Here is a 16,947-nt window from a genome sequence, read left to right as displayed (position 1 = left end):
TAAAAAAACGTTTCCAGCGAATTGTTTCCAGTCTGAAAAAGGAAAAAGCTCCCTTTAGAAAGGAAGCTTTATTTCAGCTGGAGAGGCTCCATATGAACGTGTGAATGGTCAATGGCATGTTCCTCTTTCATCTTGCGTTCTACCTCATTTGCGATCTCATGACTCTCTTTAATGTTCAGATCTGACGGCACTTCAATGACGACATCAATATGAACGGAGCTGCCCAGATATCTCGCTTTAATATCTTTTAAACGGCTGACGCCCGCAATCTGTTCAATCGTCTTTTTATAATCAGAAATATGTTTGACATCAAAACCGTCAGTCAGCGAATGAGAAGATTCCTTAAAAATATCCCACGCGGTTTTGCAGATGATCAACCCGATGATAAACGCGGTAACCGTATCCACCCAAGCCAAATAGAACTGTGAAGCAAAAATTCCGATAAACGTGCCGATACTGACGAGCGCATCTGATTTATTATCAGCAGCCGCAGCTGAAAGCGCCTGGCTGTTTACCTTTTTCGCAAGCCCTTTCGTATAGCGGTAGACCATCAGCATCACGACCGCGCTCCCCGCGGCCGTCCAGGCGGCTATCATATCCGGTGTTTCCTCTTTAACGGAAAAAATAGATTGCGCGGCGCTGAACAGCACTTGCATTCCGACAAGCATCATAATAATGGAAGCGATGAGTGACGCGACGGTCTCTGCCCGAAAATGGCCGTAAGGATGATCTTCGTCAGGAGGTTTCTGAGAGATGCGCAAACCGATGAAAACAGCCGCAGATGCCACGATATCAGTCGTATTATTTAAACCGTCGGCCTGAAGCGCTTCTGAGTGAAACAAATAACCGATTACAAGCTTCACAGCCGACAATGCCGCATATGCGCCAATACTGACAATCGCTCCGGTTTCGCCTTTTTTCAATTCATGATATCTCTCCACTGAAAATCCTCCTTCCCGTTCAATTTTTCCTTCATTATCATACAAAGCGAAGATACAGTGGGTCTATAGAAACATGATTCACTTTCCACAGAAAAATAGTAAGCATAGAACATTTATGCGCTCAGGAAACTTATTTTTATTCACAAAACCCCTCTCATCCCAATCGTATCAAGGATTCTCGCCAACCCATGTTCATGGAATTATTTTCAAACCCATCAAAACACAGAAATAACAGAAAATTATTTCTTTTCCTTCCGGAACCTTCTGCTGTACGGACGAGAAAAAATGTCATATTTTCTTACATCATTTTCAACTGCCTGTGGCATTTATGATAGAATAATACTTGTCGGAATATTCAGCATAAACAAACCAAAAGGAGGCAAAGAATGAATCAGCCTAACTCTTTATCAAAGGGATTAAAAACCCGGCATATGACTATGATTTCAATTGCCGGCGTGATCGGCGCCGGATTATTTGTCGGAAGCGGATCAGTCATTCATTCCACCGGACCCGGAGCGATTGTCTCCTACGCTTTAGCAGGATTATTAGTGATTTTTATTATGAGAATGCTGGGGGAAATGTCCTCCGTCAACCCGACAAGCGGTTCGTTTTCACAGTACGCGCATGACGCCATCGGTCCTTGGGCCGGTTTTACGATCGGATGGCTGTATTGGTTTTTCTGGGTCATCGTCATTGCCATTGAAGCCATTGCAGGCGCCGGAATCATACAGTACTGGTTCCCGGGCATTCCGTTATGGCTGACGAGTCTGCTTCTGACCGTGCTGTTAACACTGACGAATATTTATTCAGTTAAATCGTTCGGCGAATTTGAATACTGGCTTTCCTTAGTGAAGGTAGCGACGATCGTTGTCTTCTTAATCGCGGGATTTGCGTTCATTTTCGGAATCGTCCCCGGCAGCAAACCGGTCGGGCTGGAAAATCTGGCGGGCAGCGGCGGATTTTTCCCTAAAGGTCCAAGTTCCGTTCTGCTCGGCATCGTCGTTGTCATTTTTTCTTTCATGGGATCTGAAATCGTCGCAATCGCAGCGGGAGAAACGTCAAATCCGGTCGAATCCGTCACGAAGGCGACCCGCTCAGTCGTTTGGCGGATCATTATTTTTTACGTCGGTTCCATTGCGGTTGTGGTCACACTGCTGCCGTGGGATTCAGCCAATATTTTGGAAAGCCCCTTCGTTGCCGTTTTGAGCCATATCGGGGTTCCCGCAGCCGCTCAAATCATGAATTTCATCGTCCTGACAGCCGTTCTGTCCTGCCTGAACTCCGGGCTTTATACGACGTCACGGATGCTGTATTCACTGGCAGAGCGAAATGAAGCGCCGCGGCGTTTTATGAAACTGAGTAAAAGAGGCGTACCGGTTCAAGCCATTATCGCCGGCACCTTTTTCTCCTATATTGCCGTTGTTATGAACTACTTTTCTCCCGACTCCGTATTTTTGTTCCTGGTCAATTCATCAGGGGCGATCGCACTGCTCGTCTATCTCGTCATCGCCGTCTCACATCTGAGAATGAGAAAGAAAATCGAACGGACAAACCCTGAATCTCTTAAAATCAAAATGTGGTTTTATCCGTACTTAACCTACCTGACGATCATCGCCATTTGCGCCATCTTGTTATCTATGCTGTTTATCAGTTCAATGCGGTCTGAATTTCTGCTGACAGGATTTATTACTCTGCTGGTACTTGCCTCATATGTATTCCGCAAAAAACAAAAACCGAAAGAGAGCGCTTCCGAAAGCCGGATTGCGCAATAACCGCAAACACCCCCCTCAAAAAGGGCGGGTGTTTTTTTAACCAACCTGTTCCAGGCAGCATTAACTGTAGTACAGGATTTCAATAAATGATAAGGACAGGATGAAAAATGGCACTAGAAAAATTTGCAGATGAACTGCCGATTATCGAAACACTCCAGCCGCAGAAGAAATCAGACGGCAGCACGTATTATGAAGTCACCATGAAGGAATGCTTTCACAAGCTGCACCGCGATCTCCCGCCGACCCGGCTGTGGGGGTATAACGGTTTATTTCCCGGCCCGACGATCGACGTGAACCAAGATGAAAACGTCTATATTAAATGGATGAATGACCTTCCGGATAAGCATTTTCTGCCCGTGGATCATACCATTCACCATTCAGAAAGCGGCCATCAGGAACCCGATGTCAAAACCGTCGTCCATTTACACGGAGGAGCAACGCCGCCGGACAGCGACGGCTACCCGGAAGCATGGTTCACAAAGGATTTTAAGGAAACGGGTCCTTATTTTGAGAGAGAGGTATACCATTATCCAAACAAACAGCGCGGGGCTCTGTTATGGTATCACGATCACGCCATGGCGATTACGAGGCTCAATGTGTACGCCGGGCTTGCCGGGATGTATATCATCCGCGAGCGAAAAGAAAAGCAGCTGAAGCTTCCCTCCGGAGAGTACGACGTACCGCTTATGATTTTGGACCGCACGTTAAATGACGACGGTTCCTTGTCTTATCCGAGCGGGCCTGCTACCCCTTCCGAAACGCTGCCCGACCCTTCCATCGTCCCGTTTTTTTGCGGAAATACCATTCTCGTCAATGGTAAAGCGTGGCCGTATATGGAAGTTGAACCGCGGACATATCGTTTCCGCATCCTTAATGCCTCCAATACGAGAACATTTTCTCTCTCGCTCAATAACGGCGGGAAGTTTATCCAAATCGGTTCTGACGGCGGGTTGCTTCCCCGCTCTGTCAAAACACAATCTATCAGCTTAGCCCCGGCAGAGCGGTATGATGTGCTCATCGATTTCTCCGCCTTTGACGGAGAACATATCATTTTAACGAACGGCACCGGCTGCGGGGGCGACGCCGATCCGGATACAGACGCCAATGTGATGCAATTCCGCGTCACAAAACCGCTGAAGGGAGCAGACACAAGCCGGAAGCCTAAATATCTTTCAACAATGCCTAATGTGACATCAAAGAGAATACACAATATCAGGACGCTTAAACTTACAAATACGCAAGACAAATACGGCCGGCCCGTTTTGACGCTGAATAACAAGCGATGGCATGATCCTGTGACAGAAGCGCCGAAGCTCGGCACAACGGAAATCTGGTCGATTATTAATCCGATGGGGGGAACCCATCCGATACACTTGCACCTTGTTTCCTTCCAAATCCTTGACCGGCGTCCTTTTGACTTAGAGCGTTATAACAAATTCGGCGACATTGTGTATACAGGCCCCGCCGTCCCGCCTCCTCCAAGTGAGAAAGGCTGGAAAGATACCGTGCAGGCGCACTCGGGAGAGGTCATCAGAATCGCGGCGACCTTCGCTCCTTACAGCGGACGCTACGTATGGCACTGCCATATTTTAGAACATGAAGATTACGACATGATGAGACCGATGGACGTCACGGATAAGCAGTAAACAAATATCACCCCTTTTAGAGAAGGGGCTTTTTTATTTATCCAAAAAGAAAAAATAAGAAGACACTTATTTGCATATACTGTAATAACAGGAAGACGATGCACCCTCATTGGAAATCTGGATAGAAAAAGGAATTAGGAGATTAGGGAAAAGTATGAGACAATGAAGGAGTGCACGAAAATTCATAAGGGAAGAAGTGACTTTATGTCTTACTACAACAAACGTAATCAGGAACCGCTGCCTAAAGAAGATGTCAGTACGTGGGAATGCACAAAAGAGGACTGTATCGGCTGGAGCAGAAAGAATTTTGCCGGCAGTGATACCCCGACTTGCCCCCTTTGCGGCAGTAAAATGATCGACGGCGTCCGTTCGTTGGTAAATCTCCAAAACAATAATCAAACGGCATCAAGTTAGACCTCCCTTTTACGAGTCTCAACATAGAGAAGGCCTCCATGTCTCATGAGAGGCCTTTGCGATATCATGTCCTTTTATGATGCAAAGGAGCAATGAACATGAAAAACGATCGGCAGCAGAACGATCTGAAGGAAATGGCAAAACGGCGGAAAATGAACCTTGCCGCACAGTCATTCATCGAAACGCTTCATTTTGCCGTTCCGATTCTCCGTTTTTTCAAATGGCTCGCCTCAGCCGCAGCCAGCTTTGTTCATTAAAAAACACCCAGCGGGCGCTGAGTGTTTTTTTCATGATTGGATGACGGAAAAACTGTTAATAATGCCGTTGTCATTTTCCCAGACTTTTTCGCATTTTTTCGTATCCAAATGATAAGCATAAATGGTCCGGACCTTCGCATTCCGCCCCGTTTCATCCTTCAGACGCTTAGCGCCTTTTGCTTCCGCCATGAAATAAATGATGCTGCCGTCTTTAGAAAACTGAGGCTGGGCATCAATCAGCGGAGCGAAGTCCTTCCCGTTTGAGATAATCGTTTCATCTTTTTTCGTTTTGACATTCATCAGACGGATGGACGCTTTTTGTTCCGTCCCTTTTTGGGTATAAGATGTAAAGACAAGGTTCTTTCCGTCCGGTGACACCGCCACGTCGCTGATAAACTGTTCAAGGTTTGTCAAATCCTGAAGGTGTTCGCCCGCTCCTGCTGCAAACCGGATATTCGTCGGTTCAGGGTCAATCCCCTTCTCATTTGCCTCATCCGTTTTTTGATAATCCTCTTTTACGGAATAATGCAGAAGCGCAAAATCGTTTTGGCTCCGGTTATAAAAGAAGCTGCTTACACTGTCGTCTTTCTCATCGGCGGCGGGATACAGATTTTCATAACGTTTCGTTTTCAAATCAAAAGATGCGAGACGGAAAATATCTTCATCCGCTTTTCCGAGACGGAAATAAATGTGCGTCAGATCCTTTGATAAAAACAGACTGTCAGCGCTTGCCGTTCCTTTATAAAGCACCGTCTTCTTTTTCGTCTTCAGATCAAGCTTATAGAGACGCATCTCATTTTGGTCATTATTCCCGACAAAATAGAGCACCTGATGGGCGTCATCCAGCGCAAACGCCGGATATGCCGAAAGCTTTTCCTCGTACAGCACGCGGCTGTCTTCGTAATATTTCGTCATCAGATCTTTGTCTGTAATGGAAACAAGCAGCTTGTCATGGCCGCCGGAGACAACGGCTTTCCCGCCGCCGTCGCTTTTTCCTTTAATCAGTAAAACGGACGCGATGACCGCCGCCGCCAAAACGGCAGCCAGCAACATCCAGATCCATCGTTTCTTCTTCATTATCAATCTCTCCGTCAATCAGAAAAAGCAAGAATCAGTGTCCTTGCTTTTTAAGATGGTCTATTTTAATAGCTGTAGTGTCCGGATACTCTTCCTTTGCTTAATGGATATCCGAGCGCTTTGAACGCTTTCGGGCTGACATCCAATACGGCATTCGGCAGACGGCCTACATCATTTTTGTATACGGTGATAACCTTTTTCGGTTTTGCTTTCGCATAAGCTCTGATTTTCGTTCCGTTTCTCGGAACGTCAAATCCTAATTTTGTCGCGCAATCCCAGTGTCCCAGTTTTTTACCGGAAGATCCTTTTTTACCGACTCCATTATACCATGTAATATTTCCGTTCACTTTTTTAGCGCTTGCATCAGAAGAGTAACTGATCGCTCCCAGCGTGCTTCCTGCTAAAATCAATAAGGCTAAGAATAACTTCTTCAAGCTTTCGTCCTCCTGATTCTTTATTCTAGGCAAAATTATACACCAAGAAGACGATTATAATATTTCAATCACTTTACATGTTCATTACAACGTGATGAGACATGCACATAACGACGGCACAATTTCCCGTTCTATATAATTCCATGGTAAATTATACTACAAAATTTAATTCATTAGCGTTATAATATTCATAGAGTATTTCTGCATTCAATATGGACTTTTTATAAGGCCTATTGATAGTTGCATAATATGATATATTTTGAGAAATCAGGCTTTAGGAAGCAGGCACTTTATTCCTTTTAACCGCGGTTCATATTGATCATGTACCTATACTCGTTTCAATCAGACTAGGAGTGATAATCAATGAAAGCGGCAAGATGGCACAATCAAAAAGACATTCGAATCGAAAACATTGATGAACCTAAAGCAGAACCGGGTAAAGTCAAAATTAAAGTCAAATGGTGCGGGATTTGCGGAAGCGACCTTCATGAATATTTGGGAGGCCCGATCTTTATTCCGGTCGGCAAACCTCATCCGTTAACAAACGAAATGGCGCCCGTCACGATGGGTCACGAATTCTCAGGAGAAGTCGTTGAAGTGGGCGAAGGCGTCAAAAATTACAGCGTCGGCGACCGTGTCGTCGTGGAACCGATTTTTGCCACACACGAACATCAGGGAGCCTATAACCTTGATGAACAAATGGGATTCTTAGGCTTAGCCGGAGGCGGCGGCGGATTTTCTGAATATGTATCCGTTGACGAAGAATTGCTGTTTAAGCTTCCTGAAGAGCTTTCTTACGAACAGGGCGCACTTGTTGAGCCGTCAGCGGTAGCGCTTTACGCCGTCCGCCAAAGCAAATTAAAAGCGGGCGACAAGGCGGCAGTTTTTGGCTGCGGACCGATCGGGCTGCTTGTGATTGAAGCCCTGAAAGCGGCCGGCGCCACAGATATTTACGCGGTTGAACTTTCACCGGAACGTCAGGAAAAAGCGAAAGAACTCGGCGCTATCATCATTGATCCGTCAAAAACGGACGATGTCGTTGAAGAAATCGCTAAACGCACAAACGGAGGCGTTGATGTTTCTTATGAAGTAACAGGCGTTCCTGTCGTTCTCCGCCAGGCGATCCAGTCAACAAACATTGCCGGTGAAACGGTTATCGTCAGCATCTGGGAAAAAGGAGCGGAAATTCATCCGAACGATATCGTTATCAAAGAACGGACCGTAAAAGGCATTATCGGATACCGTGACATCTTCCCTTCCGTTCTTGCACTGATGAAAGAGGGCTACTTCTCAGCAGATAAGCTCGTCACGAAAAAAATCGTGCTCGACGATCTGATTGAAGAAGGCTTCGGCGCTTTAATCAAAGAGAAAAACCAAGTGAAAATCTTAGTCAAACCGAACTAAACCGTTCAGCTGAATATCAGACACATCCGAAAAAGAGCCGTTCCGGCTCTTTTTTTCATCTCATCGTCTTTCCTTCCTTTTCCTTTTAAAAATGATCCCCTCTGCGCAAACTATTTTTCACCCTGTCCCGTCTATCCTTAGGCAGCAGCCTATGATACGTATTTTTAAAAAAGGAGCCCTTTGAAGCAATGAAGAACGAAACAGCCAAAGCGTCGCTTGTGACGTGCATAACTGAGCGCAAGGAAGACTTTTACCGGCTGGCGTACAGTTACGTAAAGAACAAGGATGACGCGTTAGATATTGTTCAGGAATCAATTCAAAAAGCGCTGACATCGGTCGAATCCGTCAAAAACCCCGATGTGATCAAAAGCTGGTTTTATAAAATTTTAGTGCGCACGGCCATTGATTTTCTCCGCAAACAGAAAAAACTGAAAGTGATGGACGATGAAACGATCGAGTTTTTAAGCCGCGGAAAGGAAGATCACTACAAAGACACAGACCTTCACGAAGCGCTTGATGACCTGCCGCATCAATATAAAACCATTATCATTCTGCGTTTCTTTGAAGACCTGAAATTAGAAGAAATCGCGGACATCACGGGGGAAAACATCAACACCGTCAAAACACGCCTTTACAGGGGGCTGAAGCTCATGCGCATTCAGCTGACGAAGGAGGATCTTTCTTAATGGAAAAGAGATTAGAACAATTAAGAGAAGAGTATAAAAGTGTGCCCATTCCTAAGGAACTGGACAGCATTGTCGAAAAAGCCCTTCAGCAAAAACCGAAGAAAAAACGAATCGTGATGTGGCCGACATCCGCGGCAGTCGCTGCGGCCGTCTTATTTACCGCCGTTGTCAATATCAATCCGGATGCCGCACAAGCCATGTCTAAAATCCCCGTCATCGGCAAAGTCGTCCAAGCCATCACATTCACGGAGATGAAGGAAGAAAAGAACCAATCAAGCATTGATGTGAAAACGCCCGCTCTGTCCGGACTTTCCGATCATAAACTCGAAGACAGCATCAACCGGCATTATATGAAAGAAAGCAAAGAGCTGTATCAGGAATTTATGAAGGCGACCTCAAAAAGCAAAAAAGGCCACCTCAGTATTTACAGCGATTATGAAACCGTTACTGACACAGCGGATTTGATCTCAATCCGCCGTGATATCGAAAAAACACAAGCTTCATCTTATACGCAAAGCCGTTACATCACGATTGATAAAAAGAATGAGGCCGTGCTTACGTTAAAGAGTTTATTTAAAGATGACCGTTATATTAAAGTCATCAGCGAAAATATTAAAGAACAAATGAAAAAACAGATGAAAGAAGATCCGAATAAAATATACTGGGTCGAAGATGATGATATGACGGAGCCTTTTAAAGCCATCCGCGCCGACCAGAATTTTTATATTACTGATAAGCACAAACTTGTTATTTCATTTGACGAATATGAAGCGGCACCCGGATATATGGGCGTTACAGAGTTTACAATACCGACCTCCGTCATCTCCAAGCTGCTTGTCGGAGACCGCTACATCAGATAAAGAAAGAAAAAAATCCATGATATCCGCAGATCATGGATTTTTTCTTTCATCCCGCAACAGCCAAGATGCATATGGGACCCTTTTCATATAACAGACGCCGGACGGGGGCTGAAAAGTTTAAGAAAATCACAGCATTTCATTCATTTTTTCTGAAACAAAATCCCCTTCCGAATGCGTCTAATTAACGGAACAAATGGAAGACTGTACAGAAATCTGCCATAGCCATCCGCAAAACAGCGAGAATTTCCGCACACATTATTGGAGGAATACCATGTCAGACAAGTCACTGCATCACCGCTATATTCCCGGACTGGATGGACTTCGCGCCTTTGCCGTCCTCGCAGTTATCGCATATCATCTGAATTTTAACTGGGCCGACGGCGGTTTCATCGGTGTTGATATCTTTTTTGTTTTATCGGGGTATTTAATTACATCTATTATATTGCCTGCCCAAGGCAATGCCATCACCCTTGATTTGCGTGATTTTTGGGTGCGCCGGATCAGGCGGCTTCTGCCGGCGGCTTATCTCATGATTATCACGACGGTCATTTGGGTCGTATTGTTTAACAGCGAGCTCCTGCATACCGTACGCGGGGATGCGGTCTCCTCACTTTTTTACATAAGCAATTGGTGGTTTATCTTTCATCAGCTTTCTTATTTCGACAGCTTCGGCTCCCCTTCGCCATTAAAAAACCTTTGGTCACTGGCGATTGAAGAACAGTTTTATATCATATGGCCCTTCCTGCTGCTTGCGGGAATGTACATATGTAAAACACGGGCCCGGCTTGCGGCCGCGGTCATGTTTCTCGCGTTATGTTCGGCAGTCGTAATGAGTATGATGTATGTGCCCGGCGGAGATCCGAGCCGCATTTATTACGGGACGGATACCCGCTCATTTGAATTGCTGATCGGCTGCGCTTTAGCTTTAGTGTGGCCGATGAAACGATTATCTTCCAAACGGCTGCCGAGCAGCATGAAACACCTGCTTCACGGGACGGAGCTTGCCGCTTTTGCCGCGCTGCTGCTTTGCGTCTTTTACACGGATGAATATGAACCCTTCCTGTACAAGGGCGGCATGCTTTTGATCAGCATCACCGCAGCGGTTCTTGTCGCATGTTTATGCCATCCGAGCAGCTTTTTGGGACATGTTCTTTCATGGAAGCCGCTTCGCTGGATCGGAACGAGATCATACGGAATCTATCTTTGGCATTACCCGGTTATCGTACTGAGCACACCCGTGCAGGAAATCGGAAATCCGGTTTATTGGCACTGCGCCGTCAGAATCGGTGCCACTTTCATTCTTGCCGAGCTTTCTTACCATTTCATTGAACAGCCGATCCGCACTGCGGGCTTCCGGCCATTTTTACGCCGCGTGTTTCTGAATCGCTTTCTGGAATGGAAGACGTCCTCTGTCATCAGCAGAATGTCGCTCGGCCTCATTCTTGCCGCCATTCTCGTATTTGCGGGCGGGCTGTCAGGGATAGCCGAAGAGAAAAAACAGCCGCAATGGACGTACGCGCAAAATGATCAGCAAGAAACCGCCGCCTCTTCGCACAAAACGGCCGATCACGATCAACCGGCAAAAGAAGATGACAGCAAGAAAAAACACGGCGGCGAAAAAACGGACACCGCGTCAGACAAAAACAAGAAAGAACCAACAGACAAATCAAATACAAAGAAAAACGAAGAGAAAAAGGAACAGTCATCTCAAAAAACGGCTGATCCAAAACAAACACAGCCTCAGCAAGACGTGCTGGCCATCGGTGACTCGGTGATGCTGGACATTGCGTCATACCTGCGGCAGTCCCTCCCTCATGTCACCATCGACGGAAAGGTAGGAAGACAAGTCTCTCAAGCACTCCAGCTCACTTCGGAATATGCGTCATTTAATCAGCCGAACAAAGCGGTCATCATCGAGTTAGGGACGAACGGCTATTTCACAAACAGCCAAATTGAATCACTGATCAGCTCTTTTTCAAAAGCCGATATCTATCTTGTCAACACGCGTGTGCCGCGGCAGTGGGAAAGCAAAGTAAACGAATCATTGCGCCGGCAGGCCGAGTCTCGCAAAAATGTGACGCTTGTCGATTGGCACGCAAAAGCATTGCAGCACCCTGAATACTTCACACCGGACGGCGTCCATCTCATACCTGAGGGGTCTAAAGCGCTGACATCCCTCATCGTTCAAACAATGAAATCATGACAAAAAAAGAGGCCCCAAAAAGGCCTCTTTTTCGTATATCGTCAGGCAAGCTTCTGTCCGCAATTCGGGCAAAAATTCGCGCCTTCCGTTTTCGTTCCGCAGTTCGGACAAAATTTCGGCTTAGCCGCTCCTTCCGAGCCGTTCGCCGGTGCCGTCCCCTGATTCTGCTGACTTTGATTTTGCTGCGGCTGGTTCTGCTGATTTTGGTTCATTTGGTTCATCATTTGATTTGCCGCATTCATTCCCATCATCATGCCCGCCATGTCTGAGGCGGCGCCGCTTCCGCTCATTTTGCCGGATGACATTCCGTCCGTCATGGAAATCTGCTGATAGCGGTTCACATCGCCCACCATGCCGTAAGAAGCGTTTTTCGTAATCATATCCTGAACTTCCTGCGGATAATTAAAGCTCATAATATTGAAGCCCGTAATCGACATGCCGTCTCCGATCAGCTGCATATCAAGATCTTCTTGAATCCCTTTTCCGATTTCAAAGGAATTCGACTGCAGATTGAACATGTCTTTTCCTTCTCTGGTGATCCATTTCATCAAAAGCTGATCGAGAATAGACGTAATCCGGATTTTAATGTCCTCCACTAAATAGCTGTCTTTGACACCCGCAATCTTATCAATCAATCCGATGTAGTCAATGACCTTGAAGTTAAATGTGCCGTTTGCGCGGATCGGCATACCGCCCGGCATACCTGCCGCCGGAATGTTGATAGCGTTTTTTGTGCCCCACTTCACGGTGAACTCCTTCGTATTCACAAACAGCACTTCAGCCCGCATGCCGCTGTTAAAGCCAAACTTAAACCCTTTTAGTGTAGATAGAAACGGAATGATTTCTGATTCGATATCATAATCGCCGTCATCACGGAAAATCCCTTCAATCTTCCCGTTGTATAAAAAGATGGCATCCTGTCCCGGCCGGATGATCAGACGGCTGCCTTTTTTAATTTCACGGTTGTTCCATTTATAGAAAACCATGTCATCTCTGAATTCTTCCCATTCCACCACATTTGCTAACTGATTTCTGAAAAAACCCATGTATGCTCAAATCCTTTACATATAATTTAAAAACTTCCCTTGCTTCCGCTGTAACTCGTGCCGCCCCTCGTGACTCCGCCGTCATTGTCATTATCTTTATCAGGCTTTTTTTCTCTTGTAACGTCGGTTCGGATATATGTGTCGTGCTGGCTCAGCACTTCAGACGTATCGTGATCCATATACGTGCTGCCGGTGACGGTGACCTTGCCGCCGGAATTGTACACCATCACAGTGACGGCGATGCCGGCCGCGGCTGCGGCAATAATGAGCTGAAACCACCATGTGAGCAGCAGATTGTCAGACTTGTCGTCCGGGCTTTGCCCCATATCTTTATAAGCCAACTTGATGTAGGTCTGAAACGCCTTTTCATAATGGCCTGCGGAAATATCTGACGAGATCGTATTTCTGATCGTATTCAGCCGGCTGTTATTCAAATACGTCTCCGCCTTTTTATATCCGGAGATAAATACTTCCCGCTTTTTCATATCAATGGTCAAAATCGCCGTGCTTCCGCTAAAATGACTGTCATAAAAATCACCGGCGTACTGCTCGATGTCCTTACCGCCCGTTCCGTTTGCGGTAAGAATGATAAAATCGGTATGGCGCTTTGCCCCGAGCTTCCCGGCCAATTCCTCAAGTTTCTTCGTTTCATCCTTCGTTAATAAATGAGCATTGTCATAAACATATTGCTTCTGTTCCGCGGCAGACGCCGATGTATGTAAACCAAAAGACAGCATCAGAAAAAGGACGAAGCAGAAGAGACACGCTTTTTTTATCGATACTTTCATCAAAAACCGCCTCCTATCATAAGTGAGACGAGTCTTAATGCTAAAAACGCACCGGCGGTTATGCCGCCGAACCACGCGGCCACTTTTCCGGCACTGATCGGCGGTTTGCCGACAACCTTGCCCGTCTGCCCGTTCATCGCAAAAATGTGCTCAGCCCGCTCATAGTCGTAGCTGACCATCCAGACCGGAAGCAGTACGTAAAAGCTGCTGATTTTATCGGTCTGAATCTGCTCATCCGTAATGTCAGCCGTCGTATATCCGGAGAAGGTGGATCTGATATAAGAATCAATATAATGGCTGATTTTATCCTTCGCCCGCGGAAAGAGATCGTCATCGGTATAATTGTACTTTTCCGCTATATATCCCGCTAAATAGGCCGTATTAAACTCCTTCAGTTCACTGTATGAGTAAGGTTCCAATTTGTCCATTAATTCATCATTCATTTTTTCTGAAGCGTCGACCGGAATTTTGAGATAATCAAGATTGATATCTCGGTACGCGTTGTAATACTCGGTCTCCGTCACCCGGTATTCTCCATCTTCATAGTGATGCACTCTCGTACAAACGGCATTGACCTGAACCTTGCTGTTTAAATCAAACATCCAAAACGGCACGTACATGCCCGTTATGCTCTTCACCCGATCAGCAGACATAAATCCTTTCGGTGTCAGACGGCCGTTTCGGCACCACTTTTTAAAAGCGCTCATGGCTTCTTCTTTACTGATCGTAAAAGGAATCACCATCGAAGGCGCGAGATTTCCCGATAATCGGTCGGCGAGAACGGCGGCTCCTCCGCAAAACCCGCACGTCGTGGCCGTCGTTTCCGCCTCAGTCATTAATACCGCACCGCAATTCTCACAGCGGTACTCGTTCGCCTCATTTTCGGAAAATCTCGTCGTTATATACTCTTTTGGCAGGCTCTCAATCTGATCCTGCCGCCCGCAGCTGTGACATGTCAGCATGCCGGATGAACTGTCAAAGACCATATCATCGCCGCAGTTCGGGCATTTATAAGAAATGATCATTCTGTTTCTCTCACTTTCTCTTTATATCGGACAAAGCTGCAGCCCGCTGTCTATTGATCTTTACTGAAAAGCATTTTCTGCTTGAGCGCCGCCAATTCATCATCGACACTGCTTTGATTGCTGTCATATTTAGCCGTCAGATCGTCAATATCGTCTTTCGGAGACGCGTTCAGCTCAGCCATCGCATTGGCATGATCAAGCGCTTGGTTGACCTTGTCTTCCATTCTGCCGAAAGCTGTCATCGATTGGCCCGCATTTGACACAGAGGACCCCAATTTGTTCATTCTCTCCTGCGTCTTTGCCACAGACCACTTCGCTTTGATGGCATTTCGGCGCGACTCAAGCTCTCCGATATCAGCGACAAGCTTGTCATGCATTTTGCGCATTTGAGACGCGTTGGAAGAAGCGAGCTGATAAGCCGTCTGCAGCTCAGTCAGTCTTGATTCAACAGCCGCTTTCCTTTCCAAAAACGTCCGCGCATCGGCTTCATTGCCGGCCTGCAACGCTTTCATCGCATAACTTTCCATCTTTTCGGCATCAGCCTGGCATTCTGTTAACGCTCTTTTCGCCCGCTGTTCCTCAGCCATGACAGAAGCCGTCTCCGCTTTCACTTTTCCTAAATCACTGTTCAGATTCCGCAAATATTGATCAACCATTTTTTCAGGGTTTTCAGCTTTGTCCAGCAGCGCATTGATATTGCTTGACATGATGTCTTTAAATCTTCCTAAAATACTCATTTTTCATTTTCCTCCCAAAATTAAATAGTAACAAGTTCATAGTTATCTATACTGTTTTTTTCGAAAAAAGTTTCATTTTCTCATAAATTTATGTATTTTATATGAAAATAGTCTCATTCAGCCCATTTGTGCCGGCGGAAATTCTTTACGACCAGATACAGTGAGAACAAAAAATAAATAAACAGCGCGATCATCAACCCGCTCACTAACGGGTAATGCTTCGCCGCATACACAAAGAAATCCAGCTGCGAAATCTGTTCCGGACTTGTAATCGTATCCGTCCCATTCAAAAGCTTTGAAAATTTAGCCGTATAATTCCAATCAAACGAATCAGAAACAAGCTCACTCCCCTGATACCAATTGACAGCGGCGAGACAAAGAAAACAAAAAACAGAAAACGCGCATTGCACAATAAGAAAAACATGTTTCATGAAAAACATTCCTCCGCGGTTCAATATCACAGGCCGTCACACTATACATGACGGCAGCAGCAGAAACTTGGTTTTACTCAGAACTGATAAAAAAGTTATTGTATGAACTTCACAGCGGTTCAATTTACTGGATGCCTTTCTAAAGTATACCGTATATCGAAAAGGGTTTCAGACCTAAATAAAGAGGATGCTTCCCGAAGTCCGATGACTTTCAAGAAGCATCCTCGATATTTTACAGTGATACTTCAACCTCTTTTAAACTCGGCAAAGCATCGATCGCACCGATTTTGGTGCACACGAGCGCCCCCACCTTATTGGCAAATGAGACAATATCACGCAGCTTCGCAAAATCATCGGCTGCCGTCTGAATCTCATCCGTGCGCGCCAGCTGATACAGCGCCGCGCCGACAAACGCATCTCCCGCTCCCGTTGAGTCTATTGATGTCACCGGAATGCTCGGAATGATGTCAATATCCTTCCCATTTGAAAGAAGGGTCCCGCTTTTCCCGAGTGTCACCGCCACAATACCGGCCCCGAGCTCATGAAGAACCGCAACACCTTCTTTATGATCCTTCGCACCGCTGATGATCTCAAGCTCTTCGTCACTGACTTTCACAAAATCACTTACGGCAACGGCTTTTTTTGCGGTGTTTATAAACTCTGAAACTCTTCCTTTCCATAAATCCTCACGGTAGTTAGGATCGAAGGAAATAAACTGTCCATTATCTTTCGCAATCGACATCAGCCGTAAATAGGCTGAGCAAAACGGATCAGATAACAATGCCGTCGCTGATCCGAAATGAAGGATTTTGGCATCGTTTACCTTTTCCTGATCAATATCATCCAGCGTAAACAAAGCGTCCGCTCCTCTGTTAAACACAAAGTCGCGCTCCCCATTTTGTTTTAATGAAACAAACGCAAGCGTTGTAGGCGCTTTCTCATCCATGACGAGCATAGAGGTATCGACGTGTACGGCGTCCAATGTCTGCTTCAGAAAATACCCGAACGGATCTTTGCCTGTTTTTCCGCTGAAAGCCGCGTCTCCGCCCAGCTTAGCAATGGCTGCCGACACATTCGCCGGTGCGCCGCCGGCACTTTTTAAGAAATTACGCCCTTCCGTCAAATCAACATCCACATCGGTACAAAAGAAATCAATTAACAATTCTCCAATACAAATAACAGATTGGCTTCCCACATTATCACACTCATTTATCAATTCTCGATTA

At 46.0% G+C, this 16,947-nt stretch carries 17 protein-coding genes; 8 read left to right on the top strand and 9 right to left on the bottom strand.

What is annotated here, in order from left to right:
* Nucleotides 1-68: 68 nt before the first annotated feature.
* The gene (locus tag NSQ37_RS08760; RefSeq protein ID WP_122503756.1) at nt 69-941 is read right to left on the bottom strand and encodes a cation diffusion facilitator family transporter; all 873 of its coding nucleotides are present in this window, start codon (nt 939-941) and stop codon (nt 69-71) included.
* 386 nt (nt 942-1,327) lie between these two features.
* Here NSQ37_RS08760 and gabP point away from each other — a divergent pair, with 386 nt between their 5' ends.
* From gabP to NSQ37_RS08740, 4 genes are all read left to right on the top strand, one after another.
* Entirely contained in the window at nt 1,328-2,713 is a 1,386-nt protein-coding gene (gene gabP / locus NSQ37_RS08755) for a GABA permease (protein ID WP_007408881.1), read from the top strand.
* A 107-nt stretch (nt 2,714-2,820) separates the two neighbouring features.
* Nucleotides 2,821-4,359, top strand: coding sequence for an outer spore coat copper-dependent laccase CotA (gene cotA, locus NSQ37_RS08750; protein ID WP_032871767.1), 1,539 nt, complete (start codon nt 2,821-2,823; stop codon nt 4,357-4,359).
* Between the two features lie 204 nt (nt 4,360-4,563).
* Nucleotides 4,564-4,773 carry a cold-shock protein gene (locus NSQ37_RS08745; RefSeq protein WP_007408879.1) on the top strand — a complete coding sequence of 70 codons (210 nt, stop codon included), beginning with the start codon at nt 4,564-4,566 and terminating at the stop codon, nt 4,771-4,773.
* A 98-nt stretch (nt 4,774-4,871) separates the two neighbouring features.
* Entirely contained in the window at nt 4,872-5,030 is a 159-nt protein-coding gene (locus NSQ37_RS08740; protein ID WP_012116985.1) for a hypothetical protein, read from the top strand.
* 30 nt (nt 5,031-5,060) lie between these two features.
* Here the strand turns inward: NSQ37_RS08740 and NSQ37_RS08735 are convergent, their stop codons facing one another.
* Together NSQ37_RS08735 and NSQ37_RS08730 are read right to left on the bottom strand one after the other, a co-directional pair.
* Nucleotides 5,061-6,107, bottom strand: coding sequence for a TolB family protein (locus tag NSQ37_RS08735; protein ID WP_025284362.1), 1,047 nt, complete (start codon nt 6,105-6,107; stop codon nt 5,061-5,063).
* Nucleotides 6,108-6,172: 65 nt separating this feature from the next.
* Nucleotides 6,173-6,541, bottom strand: a complete 369-nt coding sequence (locus NSQ37_RS08730; protein ID WP_007408877.1) for an RlpA-like double-psi beta-barrel domain-containing protein — start codon at nt 6,539-6,541, stop codon at nt 6,173-6,175.
* Between the two features lie 363 nt (nt 6,542-6,904).
* Between NSQ37_RS08730 and NSQ37_RS08725 the strand changes: the two genes are divergently transcribed.
* From NSQ37_RS08725 to NSQ37_RS08710, 4 genes are all read left to right on the top strand, one after another.
* On the top strand, nt 6,905-7,945 hold the full coding sequence (locus NSQ37_RS08725) for a 2,3-butanediol dehydrogenase (protein ID WP_341123578.1): 1,041 nt from the start codon (nt 6,905-6,907) through the stop codon (nt 7,943-7,945).
* Between the two features lie 188 nt (nt 7,946-8,133).
* Nucleotides 8,134-8,631 carry an RNA polymerase sigma factor gene (locus NSQ37_RS08720; RefSeq protein ID WP_003155802.1) on the top strand — a complete coding sequence of 166 codons (498 nt, stop codon included), beginning with the start codon at nt 8,134-8,136 and terminating at the stop codon, nt 8,629-8,631.
* Nucleotides 8,631-9,491 carry an anti-sigma-V factor RsiV gene (rsiV, locus tag NSQ37_RS08715; protein WP_012116981.1) on the top strand — a complete coding sequence of 287 codons (861 nt, stop codon included), beginning with the start codon at nt 8,631-8,633 and terminating at the stop codon, nt 9,489-9,491. Before NSQ37_RS08720 ends, rsiV begins: the two co-directional genes overlap by 1 nt.
* Nucleotides 9,492-9,762: 271 nt before the next feature.
* Nucleotides 9,763-11,694, top strand: coding sequence for an acyltransferase family protein (locus tag NSQ37_RS08710; RefSeq protein WP_160222896.1), 1,932 nt, complete (start codon nt 9,763-9,765; stop codon nt 11,692-11,694).
* A gap of 41 nt (nt 11,695-11,735) precedes the next feature.
* Here the strand turns inward: NSQ37_RS08710 and NSQ37_RS08705 are convergent, their stop codons facing one another.
* From NSQ37_RS08705 to NSQ37_RS08680, 6 genes are all read right to left on the bottom strand, one after another.
* Complete coding sequence (locus tag NSQ37_RS08705; protein WP_020955434.1) at nt 11,736-12,740, bottom strand: SPFH domain-containing protein; 1,005 nt, start codon at nt 12,738-12,740, stop codon at nt 11,736-11,738.
* A 26-nt stretch (nt 12,741-12,766) separates the two neighbouring features.
* Nucleotides 12,767-13,528 (bottom strand): TPM domain-containing protein, encoded by a 762-nt coding sequence (locus NSQ37_RS08700; protein WP_122503754.1) that lies wholly within the window; start codon nt 13,526-13,528, stop codon nt 12,767-12,769.
* A complete protein-coding gene (locus NSQ37_RS08695; protein WP_047935395.1) occupies nt 13,528-14,553 on the bottom strand; it encodes a TFIIB-type zinc ribbon-containing protein in 1,026 nt (341 codons plus the stop codon). Before NSQ37_RS08695 ends, NSQ37_RS08700 begins: the two co-directional genes overlap by 1 nt.
* A 50-nt stretch (nt 14,554-14,603) precedes the next feature.
* The gene (locus NSQ37_RS08690) at nt 14,604-15,290 is read right to left on the bottom strand and encodes a PspA/IM30 family protein (protein WP_015239300.1); all 687 of its coding nucleotides are present in this window, start codon (nt 15,288-15,290) and stop codon (nt 14,604-14,606) included.
* A 113-nt stretch (nt 15,291-15,403) separates the two neighbouring features.
* Complete coding sequence (locus NSQ37_RS08685; protein WP_025284358.1) at nt 15,404-15,721, bottom strand: YjdJ family protein; 318 nt, start codon at nt 15,719-15,721, stop codon at nt 15,404-15,406.
* A gap of 232 nt (nt 15,722-15,953) precedes the next feature.
* Nucleotides 15,954-16,916, bottom strand: coding sequence for a carbohydrate kinase family protein (locus NSQ37_RS08680; protein ID WP_160242600.1), 963 nt, complete (start codon nt 16,914-16,916; stop codon nt 15,954-15,956).
* Between the last annotated feature and the right edge of the window lie 31 nt (nt 16,917-16,947).

The sequence above is a fragment of the Bacillus sp. FSL P4-0334 genome (genome assembly GCF_038004825.1).
Lineage (GTDB): Bacteria > Bacillota > Bacilli > Bacillales > Bacillaceae > Bacillus > Bacillus velezensis.
The sequence above is the reverse complement of the archived record's forward strand: the minus strand, read 5'-3'. Positions and strand labels throughout refer to the sequence as shown.